The 25,237-nt window shown below is 56.7% G+C and carries 21 protein-coding genes and 1 pseudogene; 8 read left to right on the top strand and 14 right to left on the bottom strand.

Features of this window, described 5'->3' with window-relative positions:
* Positions 1 to 227 precede the first annotated feature (227 nt).
* The 5 genes from ACR3ES_RS06370 to ACR3ES_RS06390 all read right to left on the bottom strand — a co-directional run bounded on the left by ACR3ES_RS06370 (position 228) and on the right by ACR3ES_RS06390 (position 5,742).
* Positions 228 to 1,388, bottom strand: a complete 1,161-nt coding sequence (locus ACR3ES_RS06370; RefSeq protein WP_170436384.1) for a TRAP transporter large permease subunit — start codon at positions 1,386 to 1,388, stop codon at positions 228 to 230.
* Complete coding sequence (locus ACR3ES_RS06375; protein WP_170436381.1) at positions 1,385 to 1,924, bottom strand: TRAP transporter small permease subunit; 540 nt, start codon at positions 1,922 to 1,924, stop codon at positions 1,385 to 1,387. Before ACR3ES_RS06375 ends, ACR3ES_RS06370 begins: the two co-directional genes overlap by 4 nt.
* A 66-nt stretch (positions 1,925 to 1,990) precedes the next feature.
* Positions 1,991 to 3,055, bottom strand: coding sequence for a TRAP transporter substrate-binding protein DctP (gene dctP / locus ACR3ES_RS06380; RefSeq protein WP_170436377.1), 1,065 nt, complete (start codon positions 3,053 to 3,055; stop codon positions 1,991 to 1,993).
* Positions 3,056 to 3,231: 176 nt separating this feature from the next.
* Positions 3,232 to 4,770 (bottom strand): aldehyde dehydrogenase (NADP(+)), encoded by a 1,539-nt coding sequence (locus tag ACR3ES_RS06385; protein WP_170436374.1) that lies wholly within the window; start codon positions 4,768 to 4,770, stop codon positions 3,232 to 3,234.
* Between the two features lie 9 nt (positions 4,771 to 4,779).
* Positions 4,780 to 5,742 (bottom strand): dihydrodipicolinate synthase family protein, encoded by a 963-nt coding sequence (locus tag ACR3ES_RS06390; RefSeq protein WP_170436369.1) that lies wholly within the window; start codon positions 5,740 to 5,742, stop codon positions 4,780 to 4,782.
* A gap of 268 nt (positions 5,743 to 6,010) precedes the next feature.
* On the opposite strand from ACR3ES_RS06390, the gene ACR3ES_RS06395 reads away from it, so the two are divergent.
* The 8 genes from ACR3ES_RS06395 to ACR3ES_RS06430 all read left to right on the top strand — a co-directional run bounded on the left by ACR3ES_RS06395 (position 6,011) and on the right by ACR3ES_RS06430 (position 14,836).
* Positions 6,011 to 6,712 (top strand): GntR family transcriptional regulator, encoded by a 702-nt coding sequence (locus tag ACR3ES_RS06395; protein WP_170436366.1) that lies wholly within the window; start codon positions 6,011 to 6,013, stop codon positions 6,710 to 6,712.
* A gap of 162 nt (positions 6,713 to 6,874) precedes the next feature.
* Complete coding sequence (locus tag ACR3ES_RS06400) at positions 6,875 to 7,480, top strand: XRE family transcriptional regulator (RefSeq protein WP_170436363.1); 606 nt, start codon at positions 6,875 to 6,877, stop codon at positions 7,478 to 7,480.
* 131 nt (positions 7,481 to 7,611) lie between these two features.
* Complete coding sequence (locus ACR3ES_RS06405) at positions 7,612 to 9,195, top strand: ABC transporter substrate-binding protein (protein ID WP_170436360.1); 1,584 nt, start codon at positions 7,612 to 7,614, stop codon at positions 9,193 to 9,195.
* Positions 9,196 to 9,252: 57 nt separating this feature from the next.
* Positions 9,253 to 10,194 (top strand): ABC transporter permease, encoded by a 942-nt coding sequence (locus ACR3ES_RS06410; RefSeq protein ID WP_170436357.1) that lies wholly within the window; start codon positions 9,253 to 9,255, stop codon positions 10,192 to 10,194.
* On the top strand, positions 10,191 to 11,048 hold the full coding sequence (locus tag ACR3ES_RS06415) for an ABC transporter permease (protein ID WP_170436354.1): 858 nt from the start codon (positions 10,191 to 10,193) through the stop codon (positions 11,046 to 11,048). Before ACR3ES_RS06410 ends, ACR3ES_RS06415 begins: the two co-directional genes overlap by 4 nt.
* A gap of 2 nt (positions 11,049 to 11,050) precedes the next feature.
* Positions 11,051 to 12,043 (top strand): ABC transporter ATP-binding protein, encoded by a 993-nt coding sequence (locus ACR3ES_RS06420; RefSeq protein WP_170436351.1) that lies wholly within the window; start codon positions 11,051 to 11,053, stop codon positions 12,041 to 12,043.
* Positions 12,040 to 13,035 carry an oligopeptide/dipeptide ABC transporter ATP-binding protein gene (locus ACR3ES_RS06425; protein ID WP_170436348.1) on the top strand — a complete coding sequence of 332 codons (996 nt, stop codon included), beginning with the start codon at positions 12,040 to 12,042 and terminating at the stop codon, positions 13,033 to 13,035. The genes ACR3ES_RS06420 and ACR3ES_RS06425 overlap by 4 nt, the downstream gene beginning before the upstream one ends.
* Entirely contained in the window at positions 13,028 to 14,836 is a 1,809-nt protein-coding gene (locus tag ACR3ES_RS06430) for an aminopeptidase P family protein (RefSeq protein ID WP_480425047.1), read from the top strand. The genes ACR3ES_RS06425 and ACR3ES_RS06430 overlap by 8 nt, the downstream gene beginning before the upstream one ends.
* Before the next feature lie 44 nt (positions 14,837 to 14,880).
* Here ACR3ES_RS06430 and ACR3ES_RS06435 read toward each other — a convergent pair.
* From ACR3ES_RS06435 to ACR3ES_RS06475, 9 genes and pseudogenes are all read right to left on the bottom strand, one after another.
* Positions 14,881 to 15,998 (bottom strand): annotated as a pseudogene (locus tag ACR3ES_RS06435) (IS3 family transposase).
* An 85-nt stretch (positions 15,999 to 16,083) separates the two neighbouring features.
* The gene (arsJ, locus tag ACR3ES_RS06440) at positions 16,084 to 17,349 is read right to left on the bottom strand and encodes an organoarsenical effux MFS transporter ArsJ (RefSeq protein WP_170435905.1); all 1,266 of its coding nucleotides are present in this window, start codon (positions 17,347 to 17,349) and stop codon (positions 16,084 to 16,086) included.
* A complete protein-coding gene (locus ACR3ES_RS06445) occupies positions 17,346 to 18,344 on the bottom strand; it encodes an ArsJ-associated glyceraldehyde-3-phosphate dehydrogenase (RefSeq protein ID WP_170435907.1) in 999 nt (332 codons plus the stop codon). The genes arsJ and ACR3ES_RS06445 overlap by 4 nt, the downstream gene beginning before the upstream one ends.
* Positions 18,341 to 19,174 (bottom strand): arsenate reductase/protein-tyrosine-phosphatase family protein, encoded by an 834-nt coding sequence (locus ACR3ES_RS06450; protein WP_170435957.1) that lies wholly within the window; start codon positions 19,172 to 19,174, stop codon positions 18,341 to 18,343. The genes ACR3ES_RS06445 and ACR3ES_RS06450 overlap by 4 nt, the downstream gene beginning before the upstream one ends.
* 293 nt (positions 19,175 to 19,467) lie before the next feature.
* Positions 19,468 to 20,403, bottom strand: coding sequence for an ABC transporter ATP-binding protein (locus tag ACR3ES_RS06455; RefSeq protein ID WP_480425050.1), 936 nt, complete (start codon positions 20,401 to 20,403; stop codon positions 19,468 to 19,470).
* A gap of 26 nt (positions 20,404 to 20,429) precedes the next feature.
* The gene (locus ACR3ES_RS06460; protein ID WP_170435911.1) at positions 20,430 to 21,383 is read right to left on the bottom strand and encodes an ABC transporter ATP-binding protein; all 954 of its coding nucleotides are present in this window, start codon (positions 21,381 to 21,383) and stop codon (positions 20,430 to 20,432) included.
* Positions 21,380 to 22,954 (bottom strand): gamma-glutamyltransferase, encoded by a 1,575-nt coding sequence (locus ACR3ES_RS06465; protein WP_480425051.1) that lies wholly within the window; start codon positions 22,952 to 22,954, stop codon positions 21,380 to 21,382. Before ACR3ES_RS06465 ends, ACR3ES_RS06460 begins: the two co-directional genes overlap by 4 nt.
* A complete protein-coding gene (locus ACR3ES_RS06470) occupies positions 22,951 to 24,411 on the bottom strand; it encodes an SDR family NAD(P)-dependent oxidoreductase (RefSeq protein ID WP_170435913.1) in 1,461 nt (486 codons plus the stop codon). The genes ACR3ES_RS06465 and ACR3ES_RS06470 overlap by 4 nt, the downstream gene beginning before the upstream one ends.
* Positions 24,408 to 25,223, bottom strand: a complete 816-nt coding sequence (locus tag ACR3ES_RS06475) for an ABC transporter permease (protein WP_170435961.1) — start codon at positions 25,221 to 25,223, stop codon at positions 24,408 to 24,410. Before ACR3ES_RS06475 ends, ACR3ES_RS06470 begins: the two co-directional genes overlap by 4 nt.
* Positions 25,224 to 25,237 lie beyond the last annotated feature (14 nt).

The raw sequence follows: 25,237 nt of genomic DNA on the forward strand, positions 1-25,237 counted from the left end.
GGATTGTGGAGATGAGAATGAAATCCCATTCGTTCGCGGGCTATTCCCAAAACCATGACGCGGGATTAGGAAAGACCCGCGCGGCGCATTTCATTTGTGATCGAAATCCGATTTGTAGTACCGGTGGCCTCACATTTGCCGACCAAATCAATGGCACGCATACGTGGGCCAAACTTCCGCAGGTCCCAAACCGGCAGGGGCAATTATCCAAGTTTTACAATCAGTTTTCAAAGTCCAACGAGTCTGTCTGGTAGCCACGTCGCCACTTGTGGGAACAGGACAACAACGACCAATACAAGCATCTGCGCACCCACAAAGGGAAGGACTCCACGATACATCTGGCCATAGGTCATGTCGCGCCGCGCGATTGAGCGTAAATAGAATATCGACGGAGCCATCGGCGGCGTCAGATACGACGTCTGAATGACGACCAAGACCATCATGGCGAACCAGATCGGGTCAATACCGGCGGATTTCACAATCGGAGCAAAAATCGGGATAAAGATCAGAACGATAGAAACCCAATCCAGAACAAAACCTGCGAAAAAAACCACCAGCAAGAAAAATGTGATAATCCCCGCGTTGCCATATCCAATGCCTGCCATCGCATCGCGCACCAATTGACCACCACCTGTGACCGCAAAGATGCTGGTAAACATCGTACCGCCCGCCAGCAACGACCCCAGCACCAGTATAATCAAAGCCAGGGGCGGTAAAAGCGCCGTAACTGTCACTTTCATCTTGTTGCCGGTTGGAATGGCACGTTCTTCCGGCAGCAGCGGCGGGGCATCATCGGGTCGGATCATGCTGCGCACCAGAATGTAAAGCACAAAAAACACCACCATCAATAGGCCGGGAAGGATGGAGGCGGCAAACAGCTTACCGATCGACAGCTGTGCGACCGAGGCATAGACAACGACAATGACGGAGGGCGGAATAATAGTACCAAGCGATCCGCCTGCACAGATTGTTCCGGCGATCAGATCGTTGCGATAGCCCGCTTTGGTCATAGCAGGAATGGCCATCAGGCCCACCACAATCTCAACCGCCCCGACCACACCGGATGCTGCGGCAAAGACGGCGCACATGGCAATCGTCGACAGCGCCAACCCGCCGGGCAGACCGCCCAGCCACAGTTGCAGCGCAAAAAACAGCCGTTTTGCGATCCCCGACCGTTCAAGTATCGCACCCATGAAGATAAACAGCGGGATCGCAGCCAGCACAAAATTCGACGCCGTATGAAGCAGCGGGCCATAAAGTTGCAGAAAGATCAGATCGCCAAACACCATGTATCCGAAGGCCACGGAAATGATGATCAGCGAGAACGCGACCGGAATTCCGGCAAAGACCAGCACAAAAAGTGCGGCAAACATCAGCAGCGGTGTCATTGATTTTCTTCCATGGCTTCAAGTTCGCCCGGTGCTTCGCCGGGGTTCTTGCGTCCGGATAGCAGCTTGATCGCCTCACCCAGAAACTGTAGCGCAAGGGCCGCCAGACCAACCGCGATGACCGTATAGAATGGCCAGACCACCGGCGCCCAGGGGCTGACGCTTTCGACCTCGCCAGTGATCAGCGCCTTCCAGGCCTTCTTGCCGGAGACCCAGGTGAAAAGGATCATGATCGGCGTCATGATCAGCAGAAAGACCAGTCCGTTCAGCATCTGCTGCACGCGCAGTGGCAAACGTTGAGATAAAAAGTCGATCCTGACATGCACATCACAGCGCAGCGCATAGGCCGCGCCCAGCAAAAAGATCGAACCGTTCAGCATGTATGAGATGTCAAACGCCCAGAGCGTCGGCGCGCCAAACGCATAGCGGGCCACCACCTCGTACAGCATGGCAAGGATCAGGGTGAAGATCACGCCCCTGCCCAGCCAGGCCAACACCCCTGCTACAGCGTCGATAAGTCTGAGTATACTGGTCATGTGCGTCCCCGGAATTGGACGACCGGCACAGGCGACCGGTCATCCAGATCAGCGTCAGAGTAGGAGTTACTCGGCGCTGTCGCGCACCAGATAGCCAGAGTTGTCAGCCCAGTTCGCCTGATAGGCGAGGTAGCTGTCGAGGACCTCTTGCATCCGCGCGCTGCCAGCATCGGCCTTCTGGGCGGCCTGATTGCGGGCCCAGTCGCGCCCGGCCGCTCGGATCTTTTCGGATTCCGCCGGTTCCATGTTGACGATTTCAACATTAGTGTCGCGGAACGCGACCATCGCCTGAATGTCTTCGTGACCGAAATGGGTGAAGCTTTCATAGGTTGTCAGCTTCGCCGCAGCGGTGACCTGCTGCTTGATCTCTTCCGGCAGCGCATCCCATGTTTCCTGTTTGACAAAAACCTCCCACAGGAAGGACGGCTGGTGAACACCGGGCATGATCATATAGGGCGCAACCTCATGAAACCCTTCTGAGATATTGCCACCCGGCGTCGACCATTCGACCGCATCCACGCCTTTACGCTGCAACAGGGTGTAGATTTCATTCCCCGGCACAACCGTTGGCACGCCGCCAAAGGTTTCCTGCAAAACGGCGGCCCAGGCACCGGATGTCCGGTATTTTACACCTTTCAGGTCCTCGGTTGTTTCGATTTTGACGTTTGAATGCGCCATGACCTCGGACGTGCCAATGCCGACAACCAGTGTATGCAGGCCCATTTCCTCGCGACGGAACTCTTGCAGCATCTGCTCGCCACCACCTTCATAAATCCAGTGCAGCGTCGCCTCGCCCGACATGCCTCCCGGGAAGCTGGCAAAAATGGCGTTGGTCGGATCCTGGTTCACCAGATAGGACGGGGTGGAATGCCCTGCCTCAACGATACCGTCCTGCACGACCTCATAGGCTTTGAACGCCGGGGCCAGAACGCCCGCGCCAAAAGGTTGGACCTGCATGCGACCGGCGGTCAGCATGTCCACATTGGCGGCAAAGCGCTCCATGAAGTTCTGGTAGAAGAAGGACCCCTCGCCAATTGCGGCGGTCATCTTCCATTCAATTTCGGCAGCAGATGCTGGTAGGGCAAGCGTCGCTGTCACCGCCAGCGCGGCAAAGTTTGAAAAGAGTTTCATCTATTCCTCCTGTTGCGGGCCGAGGCCCCTGGTTTTGCGCCGGCTGGCGCTGCGTGCCGCCGATCTGCTTCTGTGGCAGAGTCTCGGGAGCGATGATTGGACAGCCAGGTTCCGGCTATCCCCGCCCCGGTCCCATAACCGGGGCCAAAGCTGCTGTTTGGGGTTGAAACGCTGTGCTACTGGCCTTGCGTTCCCAGATCGTCCGGGCAAAGCGCGGCTGGCATGTTTTGGTAAGCAACCGGGCGTAGCCACCGGCGGATGGCCATGGTTCCCACACTGGTTGCGCCAAAATTCGTGCTGGCCGGATAGGGCCCGCCATGGATCATCGCGTCGACCACTTCGACACCTGTGGGGAAGCCGTTGAACAGCAACCGTCCGGCCTTGCGTTCGAGAACCGGGAACAATTGTTGCGCCAACGCTGTGTCTTCGTCATCCATGTGGATCGTGGCCGTCAGCTGGCCGACCAGTTTGGCGGACAAGGCCACCATGTCCTCCTCGGAATTGACGCGCACAACCAAAGATGAGGGGCCAAAGACCTCTTCGCTCAGGCTTGGATCAGCCAGAAAAACCTCGGCGCTGGTATCAAACAGCGCTGGTTCTGCCGCTCGGCCCGACGCAACACCTTGCAAAACCGGGCGTACATCTGCATGGCTTGCCAGATGCGATTGACCGGCGCGGAAGGCGTCGGCAATACCATTGGTCAGCATGGTCTGGCTGGGCACTTGTTGCAAAGCTTCTGCCGCAGCGGCGACAAATCGATCGGCGTCCGCGCCCTCCATGACCACAGCAATTCCGGGGTTGGTGCAAAACTGCCCGGCGCCCATGGTCATGGACACAGCCCAAGCCTGGCCAATCTCTTCCGCGCGCGCCGCAATGGCGTTTGGCAGTACAAACATCGGATTGACCGAGCCCAATTCCCCAAAGAACGGAATCGGGTCGGGGCGTGCGGCGCAAAGGTTGAACAGCGCCCTGCCCCCTGCCAAACCGCCAGTAAAGCCGACCGCTCGGATCGCGGGATGGTTCACCAGCGCCTCGCCAATGCAGCGATCCCCTCCCTGCACCAATGAAAACAAGCCCGCTGGCATGCCCGTCGCCTTGATGGCGGCATTGATCGCGTCGGCCACTACTTCGCCCGTGCCCGGATGTGCAGGGTGACCCTTGACCACCACCGGGCAACCCGCGGCCAGGGCCGAGGCCGTATCGCCGCCCGCGACCGAGAAGGCCAGCGGAAAGTTTGACGCCCCAAACACGGCTACCGGACCGACCGGGCGCTGCATCATCTTGATATCCGGGCGCGGTGCAGGCTCACGATCAGGAAGCGCTGGATCATGCCGACGCTCCAGATACTCACCCTTCTGAATAAGCTCGGCAAACATGCGCAACTGCCCTGTGGTCCGGCCGCGTTCACCTTGCAACCGAGCCTCGGGCAGGCCGGTCTCGGCGCTGCAGATGCGGGTGATATCCTCGGCGCGGGCCTCGATCTCATCCGCAATAGCGTTCAGAAACCTTGCCCGATCCTGACGGCCTCGATTGGCGTAATCAAGGAATGCGGCTTCGGCTAGTGAACAGGCTTTATCAACCAATTCCGGTGATCCGGACGCAAAGTAATGTGCTTCCCCCGCTGCCGGGTTCGAGGCAAAGCTCTGCTCCGACCCGACCCAGTGACCGCCAATCAGATGCTGCCCGCGAAAAGTGTAGCCGTTATCAAGGGACATCTCAGATCCTCATGCAGCCTGGTGTGCAGAGGCACCGGCCTGCTGCGACCAACTGCTGTACCAGTTGCGGAACAAGGTGAATTGCTGTTCGACGTAGCCGCGCTGACTATCGGTCAGAGTATCGGTCTTGTTGAAGTGATATGTGTATTCGGCGTTCCCCGTCAAAACCATCAGATGCTTGTAGTACAGCACGAGATCGGGCCCCTCATCGAACGAGGACAGAACCCCAAGCGCCGCCTCAAGCTCGAGCGCGCGGGTGCGGGCATCTGCATCTCCTTTGGCCGCTGCCTGACACAGCGCCACCAGATGCAGGGCCTCGTTGGGCAGAACGTTTCCAATCCCGGTGATCGCGCCGGTTGCACCGCAGTTGACAATTCCTTGAAACACAGCGGTATCGACACCAACCATCAATAAGATATCATCATCGCCGCTGGTAATGCTTTCAGCCGCATAACGCAGATCATCCGCGCCGCCGAACTCTTTATACCCGACCAGGTTCGGGTGATCTTTGCGCAGTTCGAAGAACAGATCAGCACGGGTGGCGAAGCCGTAATAGGGGCTGTTGTAGATGACCGCTGGCAGCTTTGGTGCGGCGGACAGAATTCTTGTGAAATGTTGTCGCTGGGCCGCCATGGAAGTGCCGCGCGACAGAACCCGTGGGATTACCATAAGCCCTTTGGCACCCACATTCTGAGCATGCGCTGCATGCTCGACAGCCAACGCCGAGTTGATGGCGCCGGTTCCGACAATCACAGGAATACCGGCCTTGACCAGCGCCTCGACCCCCTGCATCCGCTGCGCATCGGTCAACAACGGCCAGTCACCCATCGAACCACAATAGACAACTGCGGACATCCCCGCCTCGATCAGTTCTGAACCCTTACGCACCAACGCTTCAAAATCAGGGGTCCCGTCCGCCCGGCAAGGGGTCATTAGCGCAGGAATACATCCTGAAAAGACATTCGAGTTCACTGCTTGGATCTCCGTAGTTGTGGTCCGGATCGGTGGGCACCATCAGCGTTGAGCCACCGACCGGGGAATCGTGTGATGCTTTTGCAGTCTACTTGTAATATTTTATTTGTCGACAAATAATCGACAAGATTGCAGCTTTCACTTCAGGTACCCGGAAAACCTGTGGATTTTGACCCGGCATTTACGCTCGACTCGCGGCGGACGCGTGTGGCAATACCGTTGAACAACGAGATGGGCGCCCAATACCCTGCGGTCGAGGACAACCAAAATGGAAAAACGCAAAACCGGAGATACAGGCCGCAAACGCGGGTCAGGCGTTCAGTTTGTCTATGAAACCCTGCGGGATGAAATCATCGATCTTGCGCTGACGCCCGGCAGCCCAATCGATGAAGCAAAGCTGAGCGAGCGGTTTTCGATGTCCCGCACCCCGATCCGCGAAGCACTGGTCCGGCTTACCTCCGAAGGCTTGGTAACAACCTTGCCCAACAGGGCCAGCATCGTGGCACCCATCGATTTTCTGAACCTGCATACGTTTTTTGACGCCATGACACTGATGTATCGTGTCACGAGCCGCCTGGCGGCTGAGTATCGCACGGATCAGGACCTTGAGTATATCCGCGCGTGCCAGACGGAGTTTTCAGAAGCGGCAGACAAAAACGATGTTCTGATCATGATCACCAAGAACGCCGATCTTCATAACGCAATCGCTCAGGCAGGGCGAAACCCCTATTATGAAAGCCTGACACGCCGCCTTTTGAACGAAGGGCAGCGGATCATGCGGCCCTACTATTCATCTTTCGGGGATCGCTTGCCGGATCGCTATGCCTCGGAACATGATGACATCATTGCCGCGATCGCAGCGCAGGATATTGCTGAGGCTGACCGGCTAGCCAGCGCGCATGCAGAACAAATTGTGCAGAACATCCGCGATATGATTTCAGCAGACCGCCGTCACGCGATCGCACTCTGATTCCAGTCCACACTGCCAAGCGCGCTGCCCTTGCGGCCCGTCTGAGCCATCGATTTCCGCGCCAAGGCGCACCTGTTTTTTTAATATTACTAAAATTAATTTTGATCTTTTCGAACCAATCCGATTGAATGCGCTGCGATGAACGATTTCGGGAGACGGCACATGAGCATTCCGGCGGGGAACGGCAAATCAAAGCCGAAAGGCAAGCCCATTGAGTTGGGCCAGGCGATCCGCAGGCGCCGCAAGGCAATGGGGTTGACACTTGACCGGGTTGCCCAAACATCCGAGTTGACCACCGGGTTTTTGTCGCAGGTCGAACGTGGCCTAAGTTCGCCGTCTCTCAGTTCACTGATGGCAATCGCAGCCGCACTGCAGACCAGTATTGAAAAACTCCTCAGCGTTCCCGAGGTTTTTACTGAACATGTGGCAAAGGGCAACAGGCAAACCTATTCTTTGGGCACGCGCGGACGGTTCTACGAAAAACTGGGGCCCGGGTTTGCAGGGGCGCTTTTTAATCCGCAGATCGTGCATAGGCCACCGGGGCACGAGTCCGAAAGGATGTGCCATGAGGGCGAAGCGTTTTGCTATTTGTTGTCAGGGCGGTTGGAATACCACATCGAGGATCGGGTGTTCATCATGTCGCCTGGCGACGTGGTTCACCATGATACATCCGTCCTGCACTACTCTGTTGTCTTAGGTGACGAGGAGTCGGTCGAGCTTTGGGTAACGACTTCTCCAATCAATGATTCTCGGGCTGTTTCCATCTAAGTCGACACTTTGTCGACTTAGAACTAAATGAAATCATGCACTAATTTCTGCATTACTAAAAAAGTTTTAGCAATGCTAATAATCGGATATGGTCAGCCCGAGGATTAGCTGTTTCTGCGGGAGGACTGTACATGAAACTCAAAGCCGCTCTTGGCGCAACCGTCGCTTTAACCCTGGCCATGCCTGCACTTGCACAGGAGCGGGGTGGCACGCTGAATTTCGCACGCTATGACGGTTCACGGCTGATTGACCCGATCTATGCGGATCGCAACCCAGATATCTGGATGGTCGGCAGCCTGTTCGACACATTGCTTCGGAGCAGCGCGGACGGCAATTCAGTTGAGCCGGGCTTGGCTGAGGCGTTTTCGGTCTCTGACGACGGCAAAACCGTATCACTTGCTTTGCGCGAGGACATTCAGTTCGCAGATGGATCGCCAATGTCAGGTGCAGATGTTGTCTTCTCCCTGGACCGTGCGCGCAATCCAGATCTCAGCCCATGGGCCGGATTGCTGGGGTCGATTGACAACGTCAGCGCTGATGGCAACGCAGTCACCATTGCACTCAAAAGCCCGGATCCAACCATTCTTTCAATGCTGGCAACGTTCAACACAGCGATTGTGTCGAAAGCAGCTTTTGACGCTACCACTGGCGATACCGATCAGGATAAATCCGCTGCGATCTTTGCATCCACCACTGCCGGTGTCGGTTCAGGACCGTTCTATCTGTGCGGCTTTGAACAAGGCGCCTCGATGGATTTCTGCGCCAATGAAAACTACTGGCGCATGGGGGCGGACGGCAAACCCCTGCCTTATCTGGACGGTGTGCATTTCGAGATCATCCCGGACGACGCAACCCGTATCCTGAGCCTGCAAGCGGGCGAAGTCGATGCCGCCGAATTCATCCCGTTCAGCCGTGTGGCCGAGTTGCAGGCTGACCCGAGTATCGACATGCAGCTCTATCCGTCCACCCGGATCATTTACTCACCCATCAACACGCGCAACACCCGCGCCGATGGGTCCCCGAACCCGCTGGCCGATGCCCGCGTGCGCCAGGCGTTGAACTATGGCACCAACAAAGAGGCTTTGATTGGGCTGGTGCTGCATGGCGCAGGGCAGCCGATGAGCTCACCTCTCATGGCGAAAGCAACCCAGTATGCGGCCGATATGAACCCGCTTTACGCCTACGATATGGAAAAGGCCAAAGGCCTGATGTCAGAGGCAGGGTTTGCAGATGGTACGCAGGTGACATTCACAACCTTGGCTGGATCGGCTGACGATGCGACGATTTTTGCCGCGCTCCAACAAATGTGGGCGCCTCTTGGCATTGATCTGGTTGTCGAACAGGTCGACAACGCCACACGCGGGGCCAAGAACCGGTCGGGCGAGTTCGACATCCACACCTATGGCTGGGTCAATGATGTGAATGACCCCAGTCAGGTTGTTGGCTGGCTGGGCCATACGCCCACAGCCAAGGCCGTTGGAACCGGCTGGGAAAACGCAGAGTTCAATACCCTGTTTGACGAGGCTGCCAGCGAAATGGACGCTGACGCACGCAAGACGAAATTTGCCCGCATGCAAGAGCTGTATGCCGAGGCGGCTCCACTGCTGTTCATGTATGAAACACCATTTGCAGTGGCACTGGGATCGGCAGTTGAAGGCTACGTGCAGACCCCACTAGGTAACAACGTTTTCGACGAAGCGACCGTCAATCGTTAAACTCTACCACTCGGCCTCGCCACTTTCGGGTGGCGGGGTAAAAGAGCGGAGCCCGCCTTGCCCAGTCTAAGCTATATAGCCAAACGGCTGCTGATGATGATCCCGACCTTTCTTCTGGTCATGATCATCATCTTTTTTCTCGTCCGCCTGCTGCCCGGCGACCCGGCGATAGCCATGGCGGGCGATCGTGCGTCAGATGCCGATATTCAGGCGATCCGCGAGCGGCTGGGCCTGACCGAGCCGATGCTGGTGCAGTTCTGGCTGTTCCTCAGCAACACGCTGCAAGGCGATTTGGGACGCTCAATCCTGATGCGGTCGGATGTAATCGACGTGATTGCGGAACGCCTGCCCATCACCCTGTTTCTGACCGTCTATTCGGTTGTGTTGTCCTTGCTGATTGCCGGACCGCTGGCTTTCGTTGCTGCACTTAATCGCGGACGCTGGCCAGATGCGGTAATCCGCACTGTCTTTCAGGTTGGGCTGTCGATGCCGGTCTTTTATATCGGTCTGGTTTTATTGACATTTCTCGCTGCACAGCTGCGCCTGTTCCCGGTTGGCGGCTATGGCGATACCTTCACCGAGCGGCTCTATCACCTGTTTCTGCCCTCGGTCACGGTCGCGTTATACACCTCTGCCGTCGTTATGCGGAACCTGCGCAGCGCCATTGTCGAGGTTCTGGACGCAGAATATGTGCAGTTCGCACGCGCCAAGGGCCTGCCGCCACGCCTGATTATGGGCCGACACGTTCTACGCAATGCGCTGATTTCAACAGTGACTCTGCTAGGGCTTTCCATCGGCAATCTGATGAGCGGCACTTTGGTCACCGAAACCGTGTTTGCCGTTCCCGGTATGGGCCGGCTGATGCTCGAGGCGATCTTTGCCCGTGACTACCCCCTGATTCAGGGCCTGACCCTGACATTTGCGGTTTTGGTATCCGTCGTCTTTCTGATGACCGATCTGTTCCAAAGCAGACTTGATCCAAGGATGCGCCTGCAATGAGTGACGCGACCTTCAACAACCGCATGAAACCCGCCACTTTTCTTCAACGCGCCCTGCGAAAGCCCGGCTTTGTCGCTGGCTGCATCATCATCGGGTTCTCGGTTTTGCTGGCCCTGTTCCCGGCGGCCTTCGCGCCCTATGATCCGAATGCCATTGACTATCTGGCCGTAAAGCAACCCCCGTCATGGGCGCATCCTTTTGGCACTGACCTGCTGGGCCGCGATAGCCTGTCACGTGTGATCTGGGCCTATCAGGTCAATATGCAGATGGCGATCTTTGGCACCGTCTTCGCGCTGGTCACTGGCATTACGATCGGGGCGCTGGTCGGCTACTACCGGGGCGTTGCCGACCTGATCTTTGGGCGCATTGTCGACGCAGTCATCACATTTCCATTTCTGGTTCTTGTGATTGCGGTGGTGGCCGTTCTGGGGCCCGGCCTCATCAACATGTATATCGCCATTTCTGTCGTCTACTGGGTGTATTACGCGCGGCTGATGCGGGCTGAGGTGATCGCTCAGATGGGCAATGACTATGCCTCGGCGGGGGTAGTCATGGGCTATTCTGACAAGCGGATCATCTTCCGCCATCTGCTGCCCAACGCAATCACCCCGGTGATCGTCTATTGGATGACAGACATGGCTCTGGTGATCCTGTTGGGCTCCTCGCTTGGCTATCTGGGTCTGGGTGCGCAACCGCCGCAAGCGGAATGGGGCGTTTTGATTGCCGAAGGGCGCAACTTTATCTCAACCGCATGGTGGCTGAGCCTGATGCCCGGCATCGCCATCGTTCTAACCGGCCTTGGTTTTTCGTTGCTGGGCGACGGGCTGGCCGATTTGCTGAGACCCCGGGGCTAGCGATGCAAGATCAAAAGAAACTCCTTGAGGTCACGGGTCTGAGCACGACCTTTCATAAGAACGGCCGGGCCTTGCCCGCCTTGCGCGATGTCAGTTTCAGTGTCGAACGCGGTGAGGTTCTGGGGCTGGTGGGCGAAAGCGGATCGGGCAAAAGCGTCACCTTACGGTCCATCATCGGCCTTGCGCGGCGCTACGGTCAAGTCACCGGTCAGGTGCGCTGGAAAGGCAGTGATCTGGTTGCGATGCCGGACCGTGTTCTGCGCCACATCCAAGGCCGCGAGATCGCGATGATCTTCCAAGAGCCGATGACCTCGCTCAACCCTTTGCTGACAGTCGGGTTACAGCTGGAGGAGACGCTGCGCACGCATATCGATCTGTCACGCCCCGCGCGCCGCGACCGGGCGATTGAGATGCTGGATCTGGTAGGCATTCCCTCCGCTGCACAACGGTTGAACGACTATCCGCATCAGTTTTCTGGCGGAATGCGCCAACGGGTGATGATTGCCATCGCGTTAGCGGCCAATCCCAAACTGCTGCTGGCGGATGAGCCAACAACGGCGCTGGACGTCACAATCCAAGCGCAGATTCTCGATCTGATCCTGCGGTTGGCGCAGGACATGGACATGGGGGTTGTGCTGGTCACACATGATTTGGGTGTTGTGGCGCAAACCTGCGACACCGTCGCCGTGATGTATGCAGGACGAATTGTCGAACAGGGTCCGGTCCGTGATGTGTTGCGGTCGCCGCAGCATCCTTACACAGTTGGACTGATGCGATCGGTGCCGGAAAACCTGCCACCGCGCACGCAGCTTTATTCCGTACCGGGTGTACCGCCAGCCTTGGACGCCTTGCCACCGGGATGCGCATTTGCGCCGCGCTGTGCCGCCTGTGTTGACGCCTGCAAGCTGGATCGCCCGCCGATGACAGTGATCACAGATCAACGACAGGTGGCCTGTTTCAACCCTATGACCAAAAGCCAGGGGAACGCCGCATGACTGCCCTGATGCAAATCCGTGACCTGCATCTGAGGTTTTCAATTGGCCGCAGCATAGGCGATGTTGTCGCCCGTCGGCCCGGGCGTGAGGTTAAGGCGTTAAACGGGGTCAGCCTGGACCTGATCCGCGGTGAAACCCTTGGTGTGGTGGGTGAGTCCGGATGCGGAAAGTCGACGCTTGCCCGTTGTATCGTACGCCTGCACACACCCAGCGACGGCAGCATCCGTTTCGAAGGTCAGGACGTGTTCGAGCGCACCTACAAGGCAGACCGAACCTACAACCGCCGCGTGCAAATGATGTTTCAGGATCCTTATTCCTCGCTCAATCCTCGAATGACGACCGGGCAGATTCTGGCCGAGGCTTTGAGTGTTCATGACATGCGTCCCGAAGCTGAAATTCCCGACCGTGTCGCCGAGCTTTTGGATCTGGTCCGCTTGCCGCAGGACGCGCAAACCAAGCTGCCGCACGAGTTTTCGGGCGGACAGCGCCAGCGCATCGCCATAGCCCGCGCCTTGGCCGTTGAACCCGAGGTGCTGATCGCAGATGAATTGGTGTCAGCCCTAGATGTCTCGGTTCAGGCGCAGGTGGTCAACCTGCTGCTGGACCTGCAAAGAGAGCTTGACCTGACCATCCTGTTCGTTGCCCATGACTTGCGGCTTGTTCGGCATGTCTCAAACCGAGTTGCCGTGATCTATCTGGGCCGGATCGTTGAGATTGGCGATAGCGAAACCCTGTTTTCCGCCCCGTCTCACCCATACAGTCAGGCGTTGCTGTCTGCCGCACCGTCCCTGAACCCCGATGACAAGGGCACGGTAGAACGGCTGGAAGGAGAGCTGCCTTCTCCCCTGAACATGCCCTCGGGCTGTCCGTTTCACGTGCGATGCCCCCATGCCTCGGATATGTGCAAAACCGATGTTCCAGTCCTGAAATCCTTTGAAGTCCGAGGCGAGGTCGCCTGCCACCATGTTGAAAAGATAAATGCCCATGCTTGATGCCCCAAATACTGATCGCGCCCCTATCATTGCGGCCCTGCGCTCCGAACTGCAGGCCCAGGGGTTGGACGCCTTTATTCTGCCCCGGTATGATGCCCATCAGGGCGAATATGTCGCCCCGCATGATGAGCGTCTGGCTTATGTGACAGGGTTTACCGGGTCGGCGGGCATGGCCATCATCACCCGAGATACCGTGGCTTTGTTTGTAGATGGCCGCTATGTAGTTCAGGCTCAAAATCAATGCACTGACGGCCTTTTTTCGCACCACCATCTGTTCAATAATCCACCCGAGGACTGGCTGGCTTCGGCGGTGGAAAAGGGCTGGAAGATCGGGTTCGACCCAATGCATCTGCCACCGGCATGGTATGACCGCTTTGCGGTAGCGCTGGATCAAACCGGTGCGGAAATGAGGCCGGCAAAGACAAACCCCGTCGATGCAGTCTGGCCGGATCAGCCCGCAGAACCCGCCGGCCAAATTGAGGCCTTTCCGCTTCAGTTCGCCGGTAAAAGCTCCCGCGACAAAGTCTCGGAACTGGCTGCTGAGCTGGCGCACAAGGGTGCGGATATTTTGGTAGAAACGCAACCCGACAACATCGCGTGGCTGCTAAACGTGCGCGGTTCGGATGTCGCGTTCAATCCGGTTCCGAATTCATTTCTATTGGTGCAACGTTCGGGCAAGGTTCATTGGTTTGTCTCAGAGAAAAAGCTGAATGCCGACGTTATAGACCATCTGCCGGAGGACTTGGAGTTATACGCCATGGACCGGTTTCTCGCGGTGTTCGATGACCTTGTGTCACCGCGAAAGGTTGTAGCATTTGACCCCGACTTCTCGCCGGTAGCAGTTCGGCATGTGCTGAAGCGGGCCGGTGCCAAAGACCTGCCGACAAAAGGATTTCTAAGCCGCATAAAGGCCCAGAAGAATCCCACAGAACTGGAAGGATTGCGCTCATGCCATATCAGGGACGGGGTAGCGTGGGCCGAGTTTTGTGCGTGGCTGGCCGCCGAAGTACCGGCCCGTGCAATTAAGCAGGATTGGGTTACTGAGCGAGAGGCCGAAAACAAGATACTCGCCTGCCGCCGTGAACAGCCGGGATACATTTGCGACAGCTTCAACACTATCTCGGCCGCAGGCGGCAATGCCGCTATGTGCCACTATGCGACCGACGCAGAAAACAATGTCCCAATTGTGCCGGAAGGTGCCTATCTGCTGGATTCAGGCGGCCAGTACGACACCGGAACAACCGACGCCACACGCTGCTTCTCATTCGGGCCAAAACGACCAGATGGGTTCGACAGAGCGTACACAGCCGTATTCAGGGCGTTTCATGCGCTTGCCACTTTACGATTCCCGCACGGGACACAAGGGCACCACATTGACGCAATTTGCCGACGACCGTTGTGGGACTTGGGGTTGGATTATGATCACGGCACCGGACACGGGATCGGGCATCGCCTGTCTGTCCACGAACATCCTCAGCGTATCGGAAAACCCTATAACCCTGTAGATCTTGTTCCGGGCATGGTCCTGTCGATTGAACCCGGTTACTATGAAGCAAACCGTTTCGGTATCCGGATTGAGAACCTATTCGAAATTGTCGAGGCCAAAGACGGATTCCTTGAGTTTTCAAACATAACTTGGATTCCAATTCAAACAGACATGTTGCTGACCGGCCTGTTGACCGCAGCCGAGATTGCCTGGATCAACAGCTACAACGCAGCCGTCCTAGATCGACTTCGCCCAGAGCTTTCGCCAGGGGGGCTCAAATGGGCTAAAAACGCGTGTTCAACCATCGCAAGCTAGTTTTACACCGCGGGTTGATGGTGTGATCCTGTCCAGCCCCAATTCTATGGGCCAGTTTTGAGCAAGGTTTCTGGAACGGGCGGTCGCATGTTTAGAGCCTGATGGGGTCTGACACGATTGTACTGTCTAAGCCAGGTATTGATGACGATCTGAGCCTGTTTGGTGGTGTGGAACCATTCTGCGTTGAGGACTTCCCGGCGCAGAGTGCCATTGAAGCGCTCGTTGTATCCATTCTCCCAAGGTGATCCCGGGTAGATTTGGATCGGCTTAATGCCCACCTTTCTTAACCAGGTCTGCAGGGCCGTTGCGATGAACTCCGCGCCGTTGTCGGAACGGATGTGTTCGGGCTTCCCGTGCCGCAATAAGAGTGGGTAGAGCGCATCCAGCACGTCTGCGCTGTTCATCTTCGGCTTGACCGCTACGCAGAGCGCCTCACGGGTATACTCATCCAGCACCGTCAGCATCTTGTAGCTCTGTCCGTTGCTCAGCTTGTCGTGGACAAAGTCAATGCTCCAGATGTGATTGGGATGTTGCGGTCGGAGCCGGATGATCGAGCTGTCCTTGTGGTACAGCCGTTTGCGTTTCTTGTGCCGTTGTGGGAGCTGCAAGCCTTCTTCGCGCCATAGTCGTTCGATCTTTTTATGATTGACTGCCCAGCCTTCGACACGCAGCAGCTCGGCGACCTTGCGGTAGCCGTAGCGCCCATACCGTTTGGCCAATCGGATCATCGCCAGACGTAACGCCTCATCATCCTTTGGCGCTGCGCGGTATTGCAGCGTGCTCCGCGCCAATCCAATCACGCGACAGGTGCGCCGTTCAGAGGTTGCCAGCTTTTGTCGGGTGTGGACCACGGCCTGACGAAGCTGGTCTGCCGTCAGGCCTTTGGCTTTAGATAATCAAGGCTCTCCTTGAGAATGAGTTTGTCCAGTTCAAGCTCAGCCACGATTTTCTTGAGCCGATCATTCTCTTTCTGCAGCGCCTTCAGATTGGCCATCTCAGATCGTCCCATCCCACCAAACCGCTTGCGCCATGTGTAATAGGTCGCATCACTGACACCAGCCGTTCTGCACGCCGTCGCGACATCCGAACCAGATGCCAGGCCCAGCTCAATCTCGCGCAAAAGCCGCAGAATATCTTCGTCCGAATACCGTTTCCGCGCCATCAATCCCGTCTCCAAAACTAAGCCAACTGTGGCACAGTTTTAGGGGGCCAAGACACCCAGAGGGTCAGGTAACGTTCGAAGATGCTCATGAGTAAGCCTCTGTTGTTTGATCGGTCAGCTTGCCCGACGTCAGCGCGGCCAGCGCCACCATCACCGAGGCGGTACCCAGCACAAGCGGCAGACCTCCGAGCTGATAGGTGAAACCTGACAAGACAGTGCCCAAAAGGCGTCCTGTCGCGTTGGCCATATAGTAGAAGCCAACATCCATAGTGACCCGCTCGGATTTGGTGAAAGCGAGAATCAGGTAGGAATGCAGCGAGGAATTGACGGCGAAGATCGCCCCAAAGACCAACAGGCCGAGAACCAGCGTGAGCGTCAACCATGTCTCAGGGCCGGATGACACCCAAACAGCCAGTGCTAGAGCCGCAGGAACACAGAAAAGGACCGCTGCCCAGCTGCGGGCAGCGCGGATCAGATCGCCTTCGGTCCGATCCGCGGCCTGCAGGATTTTGGGGGCATTGGCCTGCACTGCCCCGTACAGGATAATCCAGATCGCCATGAAGGTGCCGATCATAAAAAAGGCCGCACGGTTGCCGTCTTCCGTGCCGTCGGACAGGACAGCATAGAAATAGATCGGAATGCCGACGACAAACCACACATCCCTTGCACCAAACAGAAAAACACGGGCCGCTGACAGCCAGTTGACGTTTGCGGATTTTGAGAACACTTCGGAGAACTTGGCGCCCTTGCGCCCCTTGGGCAGGCCTGGTGGCATGAACAGGATCACGGCAAGCAGGATCACCGCCAGCACAAGCGCCATGATCAGTACAGCCCAAGTGAAGCCCAAGACGGCCAGCACCGCAGCCCCCAAAAGAAAGCCCAGACCTTTGACGGCATTCTTCGACCCGGTCAGCACGGCAACCCAACGGAACAGACCGCCACCGTCTGTGGGGGCCAGCAGTTTGACGGCGGATTTCGAGGACATCTTGGCCAGATCCTTCGCGACCCCACTTGCCCCTTGTACGATCATGACAAAGGCCACAGACGCGCCAATCGCCCAGTTAGGGTCTAGTTGTGTCAGCGCCAGCAGCGCCACGACCTGTAGTCCGAGCCCGGCAAAAAGTGTCGACGTCAAACCAAACCGCGCCGCGATCCAACCCGCTGCAAGGTTCGTCACCATCCCGGCGATTTCATACAACACAAACAGATAGGCCAGCTGTACTGGTGAGTAACCCAGCGTATGAAAGTGCAACAGCACCAGCATCCGCAAGGCCCCATCGGTCAGCATAAAGGCCCAATAGGCCGCAGTAACCGCGATATAGGCCGAAAGCCCCTCGGGCCGTTCGGTCACAGCGCGGACCCAACCATCAGCGCAACATCAACCAGACGATGGGCATAACCCATCTCGTTATCGTACCACGCATAGATTTTCACCTGAGTTCCGTTCACCACCATGGTCGACGGCGCATCTATGATCGAAGACCGTTCGTCATTGGTGTAATCGGTGGACACCAAAGGGCGGGTTTCGTAGCCCAAAATGCCCTTCAGATCGCCTTCGGCCGCGGATTTGAAGAAGGCATTAACTTCTTCGGCGGTGGTTTCGCGCTCTACTTCGAACACACAATCGGTCAGCGAAGCATTCAGCAACGGCACCCGCACTGCATGACCGTTCAGCCGGCCCTTGAGCTCGGGATAGATAAGCGTGATCGCCGTGGCCGAGCCCGTGCTGGTTGGGATCAGCGAGTTCAGTGCTGATCGCGCGCGGCGCAAATCTTTTGCGGGGCGGTCTACAATGGTTTGCGTGTTGGTTACGTCATGGATCGTGGTCATCGAGCCGTGACGGATGCCAAGATTTTCGTGAATCACTTTGACCACGGGTGCAAGGCAGTTGGTGGTGCAGGACGCAGCCGTCACGATGTGATGCGTGTTGGGATCATAGGTGTCTTCGTTGACACCTATGACGATGTTAGCGGTGGGGCCGTCCTTTACTGGGGCCGAGACAACAACCTTTTTCACACCGGCTTCGAAATAGGGGGCCAGCGTTGCCTCGGATTTAAAGACACCGGTACAGTCGACAACAACATCGACACCATCCAGCGGAAGCCCGGACAGGTCCTTTGTGCCAATAAAAGGCAGGCGTGTGCCGTTGATCGAAACGCTATTTTCGTCATATGCAAATTCCGCGTCCCAGCGGCCATGCACGGTGTCGAATTCCAGAAGATGCGTATGCATCTCTGGATTACCCACCCCGTCATTGATCCATGCGATTTTTGCGCCCTTTTCCAGCAATGGCTTCAGAGCCAGTTTTCCCATCCGGCCCAGACCGTTCACGGCATAAGTCGTCATTCTGTGTCCTCGAGTACGGCCCTGCCGATGTCGTCAACGGCGGCTTGCAGTGCAATCCTGTCGAGGCTTTCAACCGGCAGCGATGTAAAGGCCTGAATGCGCCGCTTGAGCGCGCCGTAAGCATTCTGGAAGGCGAGGCTTTTTTCGGCATCGGTGCCTTCAGCTTTCACCGGATCTTCCATACCCCAATGGCCACTGATCGGCTGGCCTTCCCAGGCCGGGCATTCCTCGTTCGCAGCCTTGTTGCAGACAGTGAAGACAAAATCCAAATCGGGTGCGTCTGGGCCGGAAAATTCGGCCACGTTCTTGGACCGCAGCACATCGGTATCATGCCCTTTGTCTTTCAGAACCTGCACCGCAAACGGGTTAAGTTCGGAAAAGGGGCGTGTCCCTGCAGAATAGACGTTAAACCTGTCTCCGGCGATGTCGCGCAGCAGCGATTCGGCAAAAACTGACCGCGCAGAGTTGCCGACGCAGATGAACAATACGTTGAATTTCCGATCTGTCACTGTGCCATTTCCTTGCTCCAGGGGCATGCAAATATCAGGGCGACCACGGCAGCAATCATTCAGTAAAAAACCGAGCATGTGCTGCACGTTCTTCGTATCAATCGAATAAAGCAGAGAAGTGCCAACACGTTCCTGAGCCACCAAATCGGCCCTTAGAAGCGCATTAAGGTAGTTCGACAGAGTGCTGGCCTTGATATCGAGCTGAGACGCCAGTTCACCCGCAGGCACTTTGTCAGGATAACGTCGCATTAACATGCGAAAAACTGACAGTCGCTGCGCGTGGCCGAGGGTTGCAAGCTGATTTGATACATCTTCTACCATATTTCGCGAAATATAGAAATTAGACCCATGCGTCAACACTACTATCGCAAGGTTCCAACTATATAATTCGATCGCACCACGGCTCGAACTCACGTGCGAAACAACTTGATCTTAAGCATCTGCGTGGAAATAGCTTATGTCTAAAAAGCCATTGCGTGTTCCCGACGCACCCAAACCGCATAGGCGATGATTTCACGAGGGAAACGAAGACCCTTCAGGCCTGGCATTTTGGGGCGGTATCTTCATGTATAAAGCGTAACCAGTTCAGAACGCGCAAACAGGTCGCCATTGCCTTACTCTCTGAGAAAGCACCGGCATTTTCGTGTGTCATCCAAAGGCTTTAGCTCAGGTCTTTTGTCAGAACAATATGGTTCGGCCATGGGACACCGGGTGACAAACGGGCATCCGTCGGGCGGAAACATCGGGCTTGGAAGATCACCCTCCAACACGATACGCTTACGTTTGCCCCGCAAAGACGGGTCCGGCAAGGGGATCGCTGAGATCAACGCCTCGGTGTACGGGTGTTTGGGGTTTAAAAAAACGTCTGCTGACGGGCCCTCTTCGACGATGACACCCAGATACATGATGGCCACCCGGTCAGCGATATGGCGTACAACGGACAAATCATGCGCAATGAACAGGTAGCTGAGACCAAGTTCACGCTGCAGCTGCATCAGCAGATTCAGGATCTGACTTTGGATCGAAACGTCCAAAGCGGATACCGGTTCGTCACAGATCACAAGCTTTGGGTTCAGGGCAAGCGCCCGCGCGATCACCACTCTTTGTCTTTGTCCATCCGACAGAGCGCCGGGCCGTCGATTTCGCTGATCCGGGTTCAACCCAACTAGCGCCATCAGCTCATCTACGCGTGTGTTGATTTTGGTCTTGGAGTGCCCGTGAATTACCAACGGTTCCGAAATGGATTGAGCGATTGTCCGACGCGGGTTCAATGCGGAAACCGGGTCCTGGAACACAACCTGCATGTCGCGCCAGATTTGCTGGCGCTGATCCTGCGTCAGTTTGGAAAGATCCTGACCTTCGAATAAGATCTTACCGTCAGTCACCGGGACAAGCCCCAGGACCGCGTTGCCTGTTGTGGACTTTCCGCACCCGCTTTCTCCGACAACCGCCAAAGTTTCCTGCGCTTCGATCCGCAAAGATACCCCGTCAACGGCCTTTACGACCGCCTTCTTGCCACCAAGCTTGCCTGTGCGCACAGGAAAGTGCACGCGGAGATCTTGAACTGATAACAAACTCACAAGCTTCCCCCCAGCGGGTGGTGACACGCAAATCGGTGAGAGCCCCCTTGCAGCTGCGGGCGCGTAGAGCAGGCCCCTGTCGGGCGGTCGCAGCGGGTCTGAAAGCGACAACCCTGCGGCCAGTCCTTGGGGCTTGGAACGTTTCCGGGGATGGCGAATAACTCTTCTTTGGCATCATCATCAAGCCGCGGCAAAGTCTTGAGCAACATGCGTGTATAAGGATGCCGGGCGTCTTCGAAGATGTCGTCAACCGGGCCCTGTTCCACAACGCAACCGCCATACATGACACAGACGCGATCGGCCAACTCTGCCACGACGCCCATATCATGGGTGATCAGCAAAATTGCGGTATGTGACTGCTTTGTCAGCGCACTCATTAAATCCAGGATCTGAGCCTGTATGGTCACGTCCAGAGCCGTTGTTGGTTCATCCGCGATCAAGAGTTGCGGTTCAGAAATCAAAGCTGCCGCGATCATGACGCGTTGGCACATACCGCCGGATAACTCGGCGGGCAATTGCCGGGATCGTCTTTCAGGTTCCGGAATTCCAACCTTGCGCAACATGTCAATTGCCTGAGTTTCAGCCTCAGCTGCGGTGGTTTTTCTGTGCACGATCAGGCTTTCGGCGACCTGAGCCCCAACCGACAACAGTGGATTGAGGGAAGAAACGGGTTCTTGAAAAATCATCGACAGTGAATCGCCACGCAGATCGCTCAATTCGTCGGTCGCCGCCTGTGTCAGATCCACGCCACCCAGACTGATTGTTCCTCGTTCAATCGTGAGGCCATCGCCAAGCAAGCCCATGACTGACAAGGCGGTCAATGACTTCCCCGAACCGCTTTCCCCGACGAGGGCAACAACCTCACCGGCCTCAACGTCCAGCGTTACCCCATCCACAAGGGATAGAGCCCCAGCGCGTATTGCCAGATCCTGAACGGTCAAAAGAGTCATTGCGTCTCCTCGCTTCTGACTGCTGTCCAGGGATTGTTGGGATGCACTGCGCCGATGTTAGGGGCGTGGTTTCGTCCAGCCTGAACCATTGAAGGGATGGCAAATTGAACTGGGTACAAGCTGTCTTCCACGATCTGCACCGCATGATGGGTCGCAATGGCAGTTGCAATATCTGGCCGCGCAGCCCGGTTGATGACGATCAGCGGTGTACTGGCGTCAATGCGAGGGGCATGAAACGCGGTTTCGGGTGCCTCGTTGCGGTCAATAAGCCGGGACAGAAGCTGAACAAGTGCCGGGAATATTTGTCGCCCACCAGCCGCGCCTATTGCGATGTCCGGCAAGCCGCCCTTGGTGGAAATGACAGGGGCCATGTTCGCTAACGGCGGCGCCCCCGCAGCGATAGAATTAGGCTGGCCGGGGCGGGGGTCAAACCACATTATCCCGTTGTTCATAACCATGTCCAAAGATGGCGCGACAACTTTGGAACCGAAACGCGACAACAAGGTGTTTGTCAGGGATACCATATTGCCTGCACCATCAATAACAGACAAATGGCTTGTGCAGTCCTGTGCCGCCGCAGCGTGTCCCAAATGCTTTAGACGAACCTCATATGCGGAACGAATTGCATTGGCATGATGTTCGGCAATTTGAGGTTCGTCCATTGATGGAAGGTCGACCGCGTTCAGATTAGACAGACAGGCCAGCAGGCTTGGTCCGCCCGACAGACCGGGAATGGTATGGATAAGCCTGTCGCGGTAGGCGCAGGTTGCAGGCGCGCTCCAAACCGGTGCGTACTGTTCAAGGTCTTTTTGCGAGAGCGTTGACCCGAGCATCTGCATATCCGCAATCAGTTTTTGGCCGGTCTCTCCAGTGTAAAAATCCTGAGGACCTGCTTCAGACAGGCGTTTCAGCATCGCGGCTTTTGCGGGCATGGGCAAGAACCGGACAGTCGGATCATGCGGGTCCGAACTTTGCCGCTGTGCGTTCAAAAAAAGATCAGTTGAGGCCGCGAATTTTGACAATCCTGGGCTGTCGATCGCAAACACGAGATCCGCAAACCAATCAACACGCATTCCGCGCTCGGCCAGCTCAATTGACGGGGCCGAAACCTCTGCCCAGCTTAGTGTGCCGTATTTTGTCAGGGCCTCAGCCAAACCCGCGACGGCACCGGGGGTGCAGATAGAGTGTGGACCAGATAGATTTCTGTCGTCCTCCACCGACGGCCAGTTGAACCAATCCCCCCCTTCGCCGCCGGACAAGCGATAGGTCTCGTACCTGATACCAAATGGTGCGCGCATATTGAAATCAAGCGTATCAATTTTTCCCGCGCTATCGGCATGCAACAGGAACCCGCCGCCACCCAGTCCAGACAACCATGGTTCGACGATCGACAGGGCAATCGCTGTCGCGACCGCAGCATCCATTGCATTGCCACCGGATGACAGGATGTCCGCACCTATCTGCGCTGCCTCAAAATGTTGCGCGGCCACCATGCCACCATAGCTTTCGACCTGCGGCTTGGTGATCGACCATTGCTGGTGCGACATACGACTTTCAGGGCGAGTGTTCATCGATTTCCCTTGCTCGTGAAAGGTTTGAGTTGACCGGCCTTTACCCGCATGCCCCCTTTTTGCATTTTGTGGTGCTGAGCCAGGGCATCACAGCTTGCCAACCAGACCTCGGGTTGTGCCGACAATGTCGAGAGGAGGTGTTCCAACTGTGCAACGCGGTTCGCCCGGCCAGAGATCCAGTCATGGACAGTTAACATATAAAGACCACCTTCTTTGATCTGCGATTGGGCGTCCTCAAGCCATTGTCTTGATATTTGGTAGTCCGGTCTTGGGGTCCTGTCGCCGGGCCCCAGGAACTTGGAAAAGACTGCGTCGTCGTTGTCCCAACGTACCGGCAGTTCAGGGATCCCTGCGATGGTATACGGTACGTCTTCTCCCATCAGGCTGCTGTCCCACAGATCAAGGCGGGACAATTCAGCCAGCATGTGCGGTGTCATTTCCCAGGCAGGCGATCTGAAACCGCTAGGGCGTTGGCCAGTCTGAACTTCGAACAGATTCAGAGATCGCTCCAGCGCATCGGTGAACTGCCGATCCGAAATGTCCTCGACGCGTTCGTGTACGTACCCGTGCAATCCAATTTCCTGCCCGCGCTCCAGTAGACCGGGCAGAAGATCGGGGTGTTCTTCGGCAACAATGCCGGGCACGAAGAATGTACCGGTGATGCCCGTTCGTTCGAGCATAACCACAATCCGCGCCAACCCCCTACGCATCCCGTATCTGCGATGTTCCAACGCAGCCAGGGTGTCGGGCAGACCATTGCGGTGCTGCCAGAGATATGGCGCCGTCGCATCCACATCGACCGTGAAGCAGGCAGCCGCCCGATAAGGTTCGGGCCCGGTCTCAGTGCCCAGCGGGATGGCGGCCATGACGCGATCGATATGTTCTTGCGACAGTGATGAGACGGAACTGCCAGAAGCGAAACCGGGTTCCAGGCAGTTCACCCGGATACCGTATTCCGCAAGTTCCAAAGCAAAGCCTTTGGACATACGGTCAAGCGCTGTTTTTGACATGCAATATGTGACCGCAGCGCGGCGCATTTTCCGAGCAGCCCCTGATGAGATGTTGATAAAACTGCCCTGAACATTCTGGTCGATCATGTGCAAGGCGAACCCGCGCATCAGTACAAAGGGCGCACGTACGTTGACGTCCATGATGCGGTCCCAATCTGCGGTGGCCAAATCCAGCAAGAAAGAAGATGGGTAAAGCGCGGCATTGTTCACCACGATGTCCGGAGCGCCCCATTTTTCTTGCACCGTATCAAGCAGAGTATTCAAGCCGTCGTCGGTTGTCAGGTCGGCCGCGACGCAGAACCCGGACAGCATGTCTGTGGTGTGATCCGTGGCGCAGATATCCGCACCTTGCTGTGCAAAAGCGTCCACCAGCGCGCGGCCCATGACGCCGGCTGCTCCGGTTACAACAACGCGTTTACCTGCGAACTCCGATCCAAAACTGATCATTTGCCTTCTCCAATTCGATCGCCAAATCTGTCGCCAATCAGGTTGGCACTCAGGACCAGCAGAAACAGCGCCAGACCGGGGAACATTGCGATCCACCACGCCGTGGCGATGTAATTTCGCCCGGTCGACAGCATTGAGCCCCAGCTGGCGGTTGGGGGTTGCACACCGAGGCCAAGGAAAGACAGCCCGGCTTCGAACAAAACCATCAGCCCAAATTCTAGTGTCGCAACCACAAGTAACGGACCAACGATGTTGGGCAGGATGTGGAGCGCAAGCACACGCAGCGGGCTCGCCCCCATAGAACGGGCCAATTTCACGTAAGGCCGATCCGCAATGACCAGTGTCTGGCCATAAGCCACCCGCGCATAGCGGGGCCAGCGTGTAAGGGCCAGAACCAGAATGACATTCAGAAACCCAGGGCCCAGAACCGCAACCGTGATGATCGCCAACAGAATGGCAGGGATGGACAGGAAGATATCGACAAGGCGCATGAGTATGGTTTCCGTCCAGCCGCGCAGATATCCGGCGGCCATCCCGACCAGCACACCCACGATGCCCGATAGCAGCACGGACAAGGCCGCAACCAAAAGAGATACACGCGCGCCATAAATCAGCCGAGACAGGAGATCGCGTCCCAATTCGTCTGAGCCCAGCAGAAAGACAGTGCCCCGCGCCTCATAGCCCGGTGGCTTCAAGCGACCCAATAGGTTCTGACGATCCGGATCCAGCGGCGCAAGCCAAGGGGCAAACACGGCGCAGAAAACCAGGGCCAACAGCAGGGCGACAGGCCACCACGACAGGGCCGCTTTCATGTCAAAGGGTCCTT

It is taken from the genome of Ruegeria sp. B1 (assembly GCF_056535885.1).

Excerpts from the sequence above, each read along its gene's own strand:
- dctP (WP_170436377.1), bottom strand. The coding sequence starts at position 3,055 with ATGAAACTCTTTTCAAACTTTGCCGCGCTGGCGGTGACAGCGACGCTT.
- ACR3ES_RS06470 (WP_170435913.1), bottom strand. The coding sequence starts at position 24,411 with ATGATCAGTTTTGGATCGGAGTTCGCAGGTAAACGCGTTGTTGTAACC.
- ACR3ES_RS06395 (WP_170436366.1), top strand. The coding sequence starts at position 6,011 with ATGGAAAAACGCAAAACCGGAGATACAGGCCGCAAACGCGGGTCAGGC.
- ACR3ES_RS06445 (WP_170435907.1), bottom strand. The coding sequence starts at position 18,344 with ATGACGACTTATGCCGTGAACGGTCTGGGCCGGATGGGAAAACTGGCT.
- ACR3ES_RS06460 (WP_170435911.1), bottom strand. The coding sequence starts at position 21,383 with ATGACTCTTTTGACCGTTCAGGATCTGGCAATACGCGCTGGGGCTCTA.
- ACR3ES_RS06420 (WP_170436351.1), top strand. The coding sequence starts at position 11,051 with ATGCAAGATCAAAAGAAACTCCTTGAGGTCACGGGTCTGAGCACGACC.
- ACR3ES_RS06405 (WP_170436360.1), top strand. The coding sequence starts at position 7,612 with ATGAAACTCAAAGCCGCTCTTGGCGCAACCGTCGCTTTAACCCTGGCC.
- ACR3ES_RS06375 (WP_170436381.1), bottom strand. The coding sequence starts at position 1,924 with ATGACCAGTATACTCAGACTTATCGACGCTGTAGCAGGGGTGTTGGCC.
- ACR3ES_RS06370 (WP_170436384.1), bottom strand. The coding sequence starts at position 1,388 with ATGACACCGCTGCTGATGTTTGCCGCACTTTTTGTGCTGGTCTTTGCC.
- ACR3ES_RS06385 (WP_170436374.1), bottom strand. The coding sequence starts at position 4,770 with ATGTCCCTTGATAACGGCTACACTTTTCGCGGGCAGCATCTGATTGGC.
- ACR3ES_RS06425 (WP_170436348.1), top strand. The coding sequence starts at position 12,040 with ATGACTGCCCTGATGCAAATCCGTGACCTGCATCTGAGGTTTTCAATT.
- ACR3ES_RS06475 (WP_170435961.1), bottom strand. The coding sequence starts at position 25,223 with ATGAAAGCGGCCCTGTCGTGGTGGCCTGTCGCCCTGCTGTTGGCCCTG.
- ACR3ES_RS06430 (WP_480425047.1), top strand. The coding sequence starts at position 13,028 with ATGCTTGATGCCCCAAATACTGATCGCGCCCCTATCATTGCGGCCCTG.
- ACR3ES_RS06450 (WP_170435957.1), bottom strand. The coding sequence starts at position 19,174 with ATGGTAGAAGATGTATCAAATCAGCTTGCAACCCTCGGCCACGCGCAG.
- ACR3ES_RS06400 (WP_170436363.1), top strand. The coding sequence starts at position 6,875 with ATGAGCATTCCGGCGGGGAACGGCAAATCAAAGCCGAAAGGCAAGCCC.
- ACR3ES_RS06415 (WP_170436354.1), top strand. The coding sequence starts at position 10,191 with ATGAGTGACGCGACCTTCAACAACCGCATGAAACCCGCCACTTTTCTT.
- ACR3ES_RS06465 (WP_480425051.1), bottom strand. The coding sequence starts at position 22,954 with ATGAACACTCGCCCTGAAAGTCGTATGTCGCACCAGCAATGGTCGATC.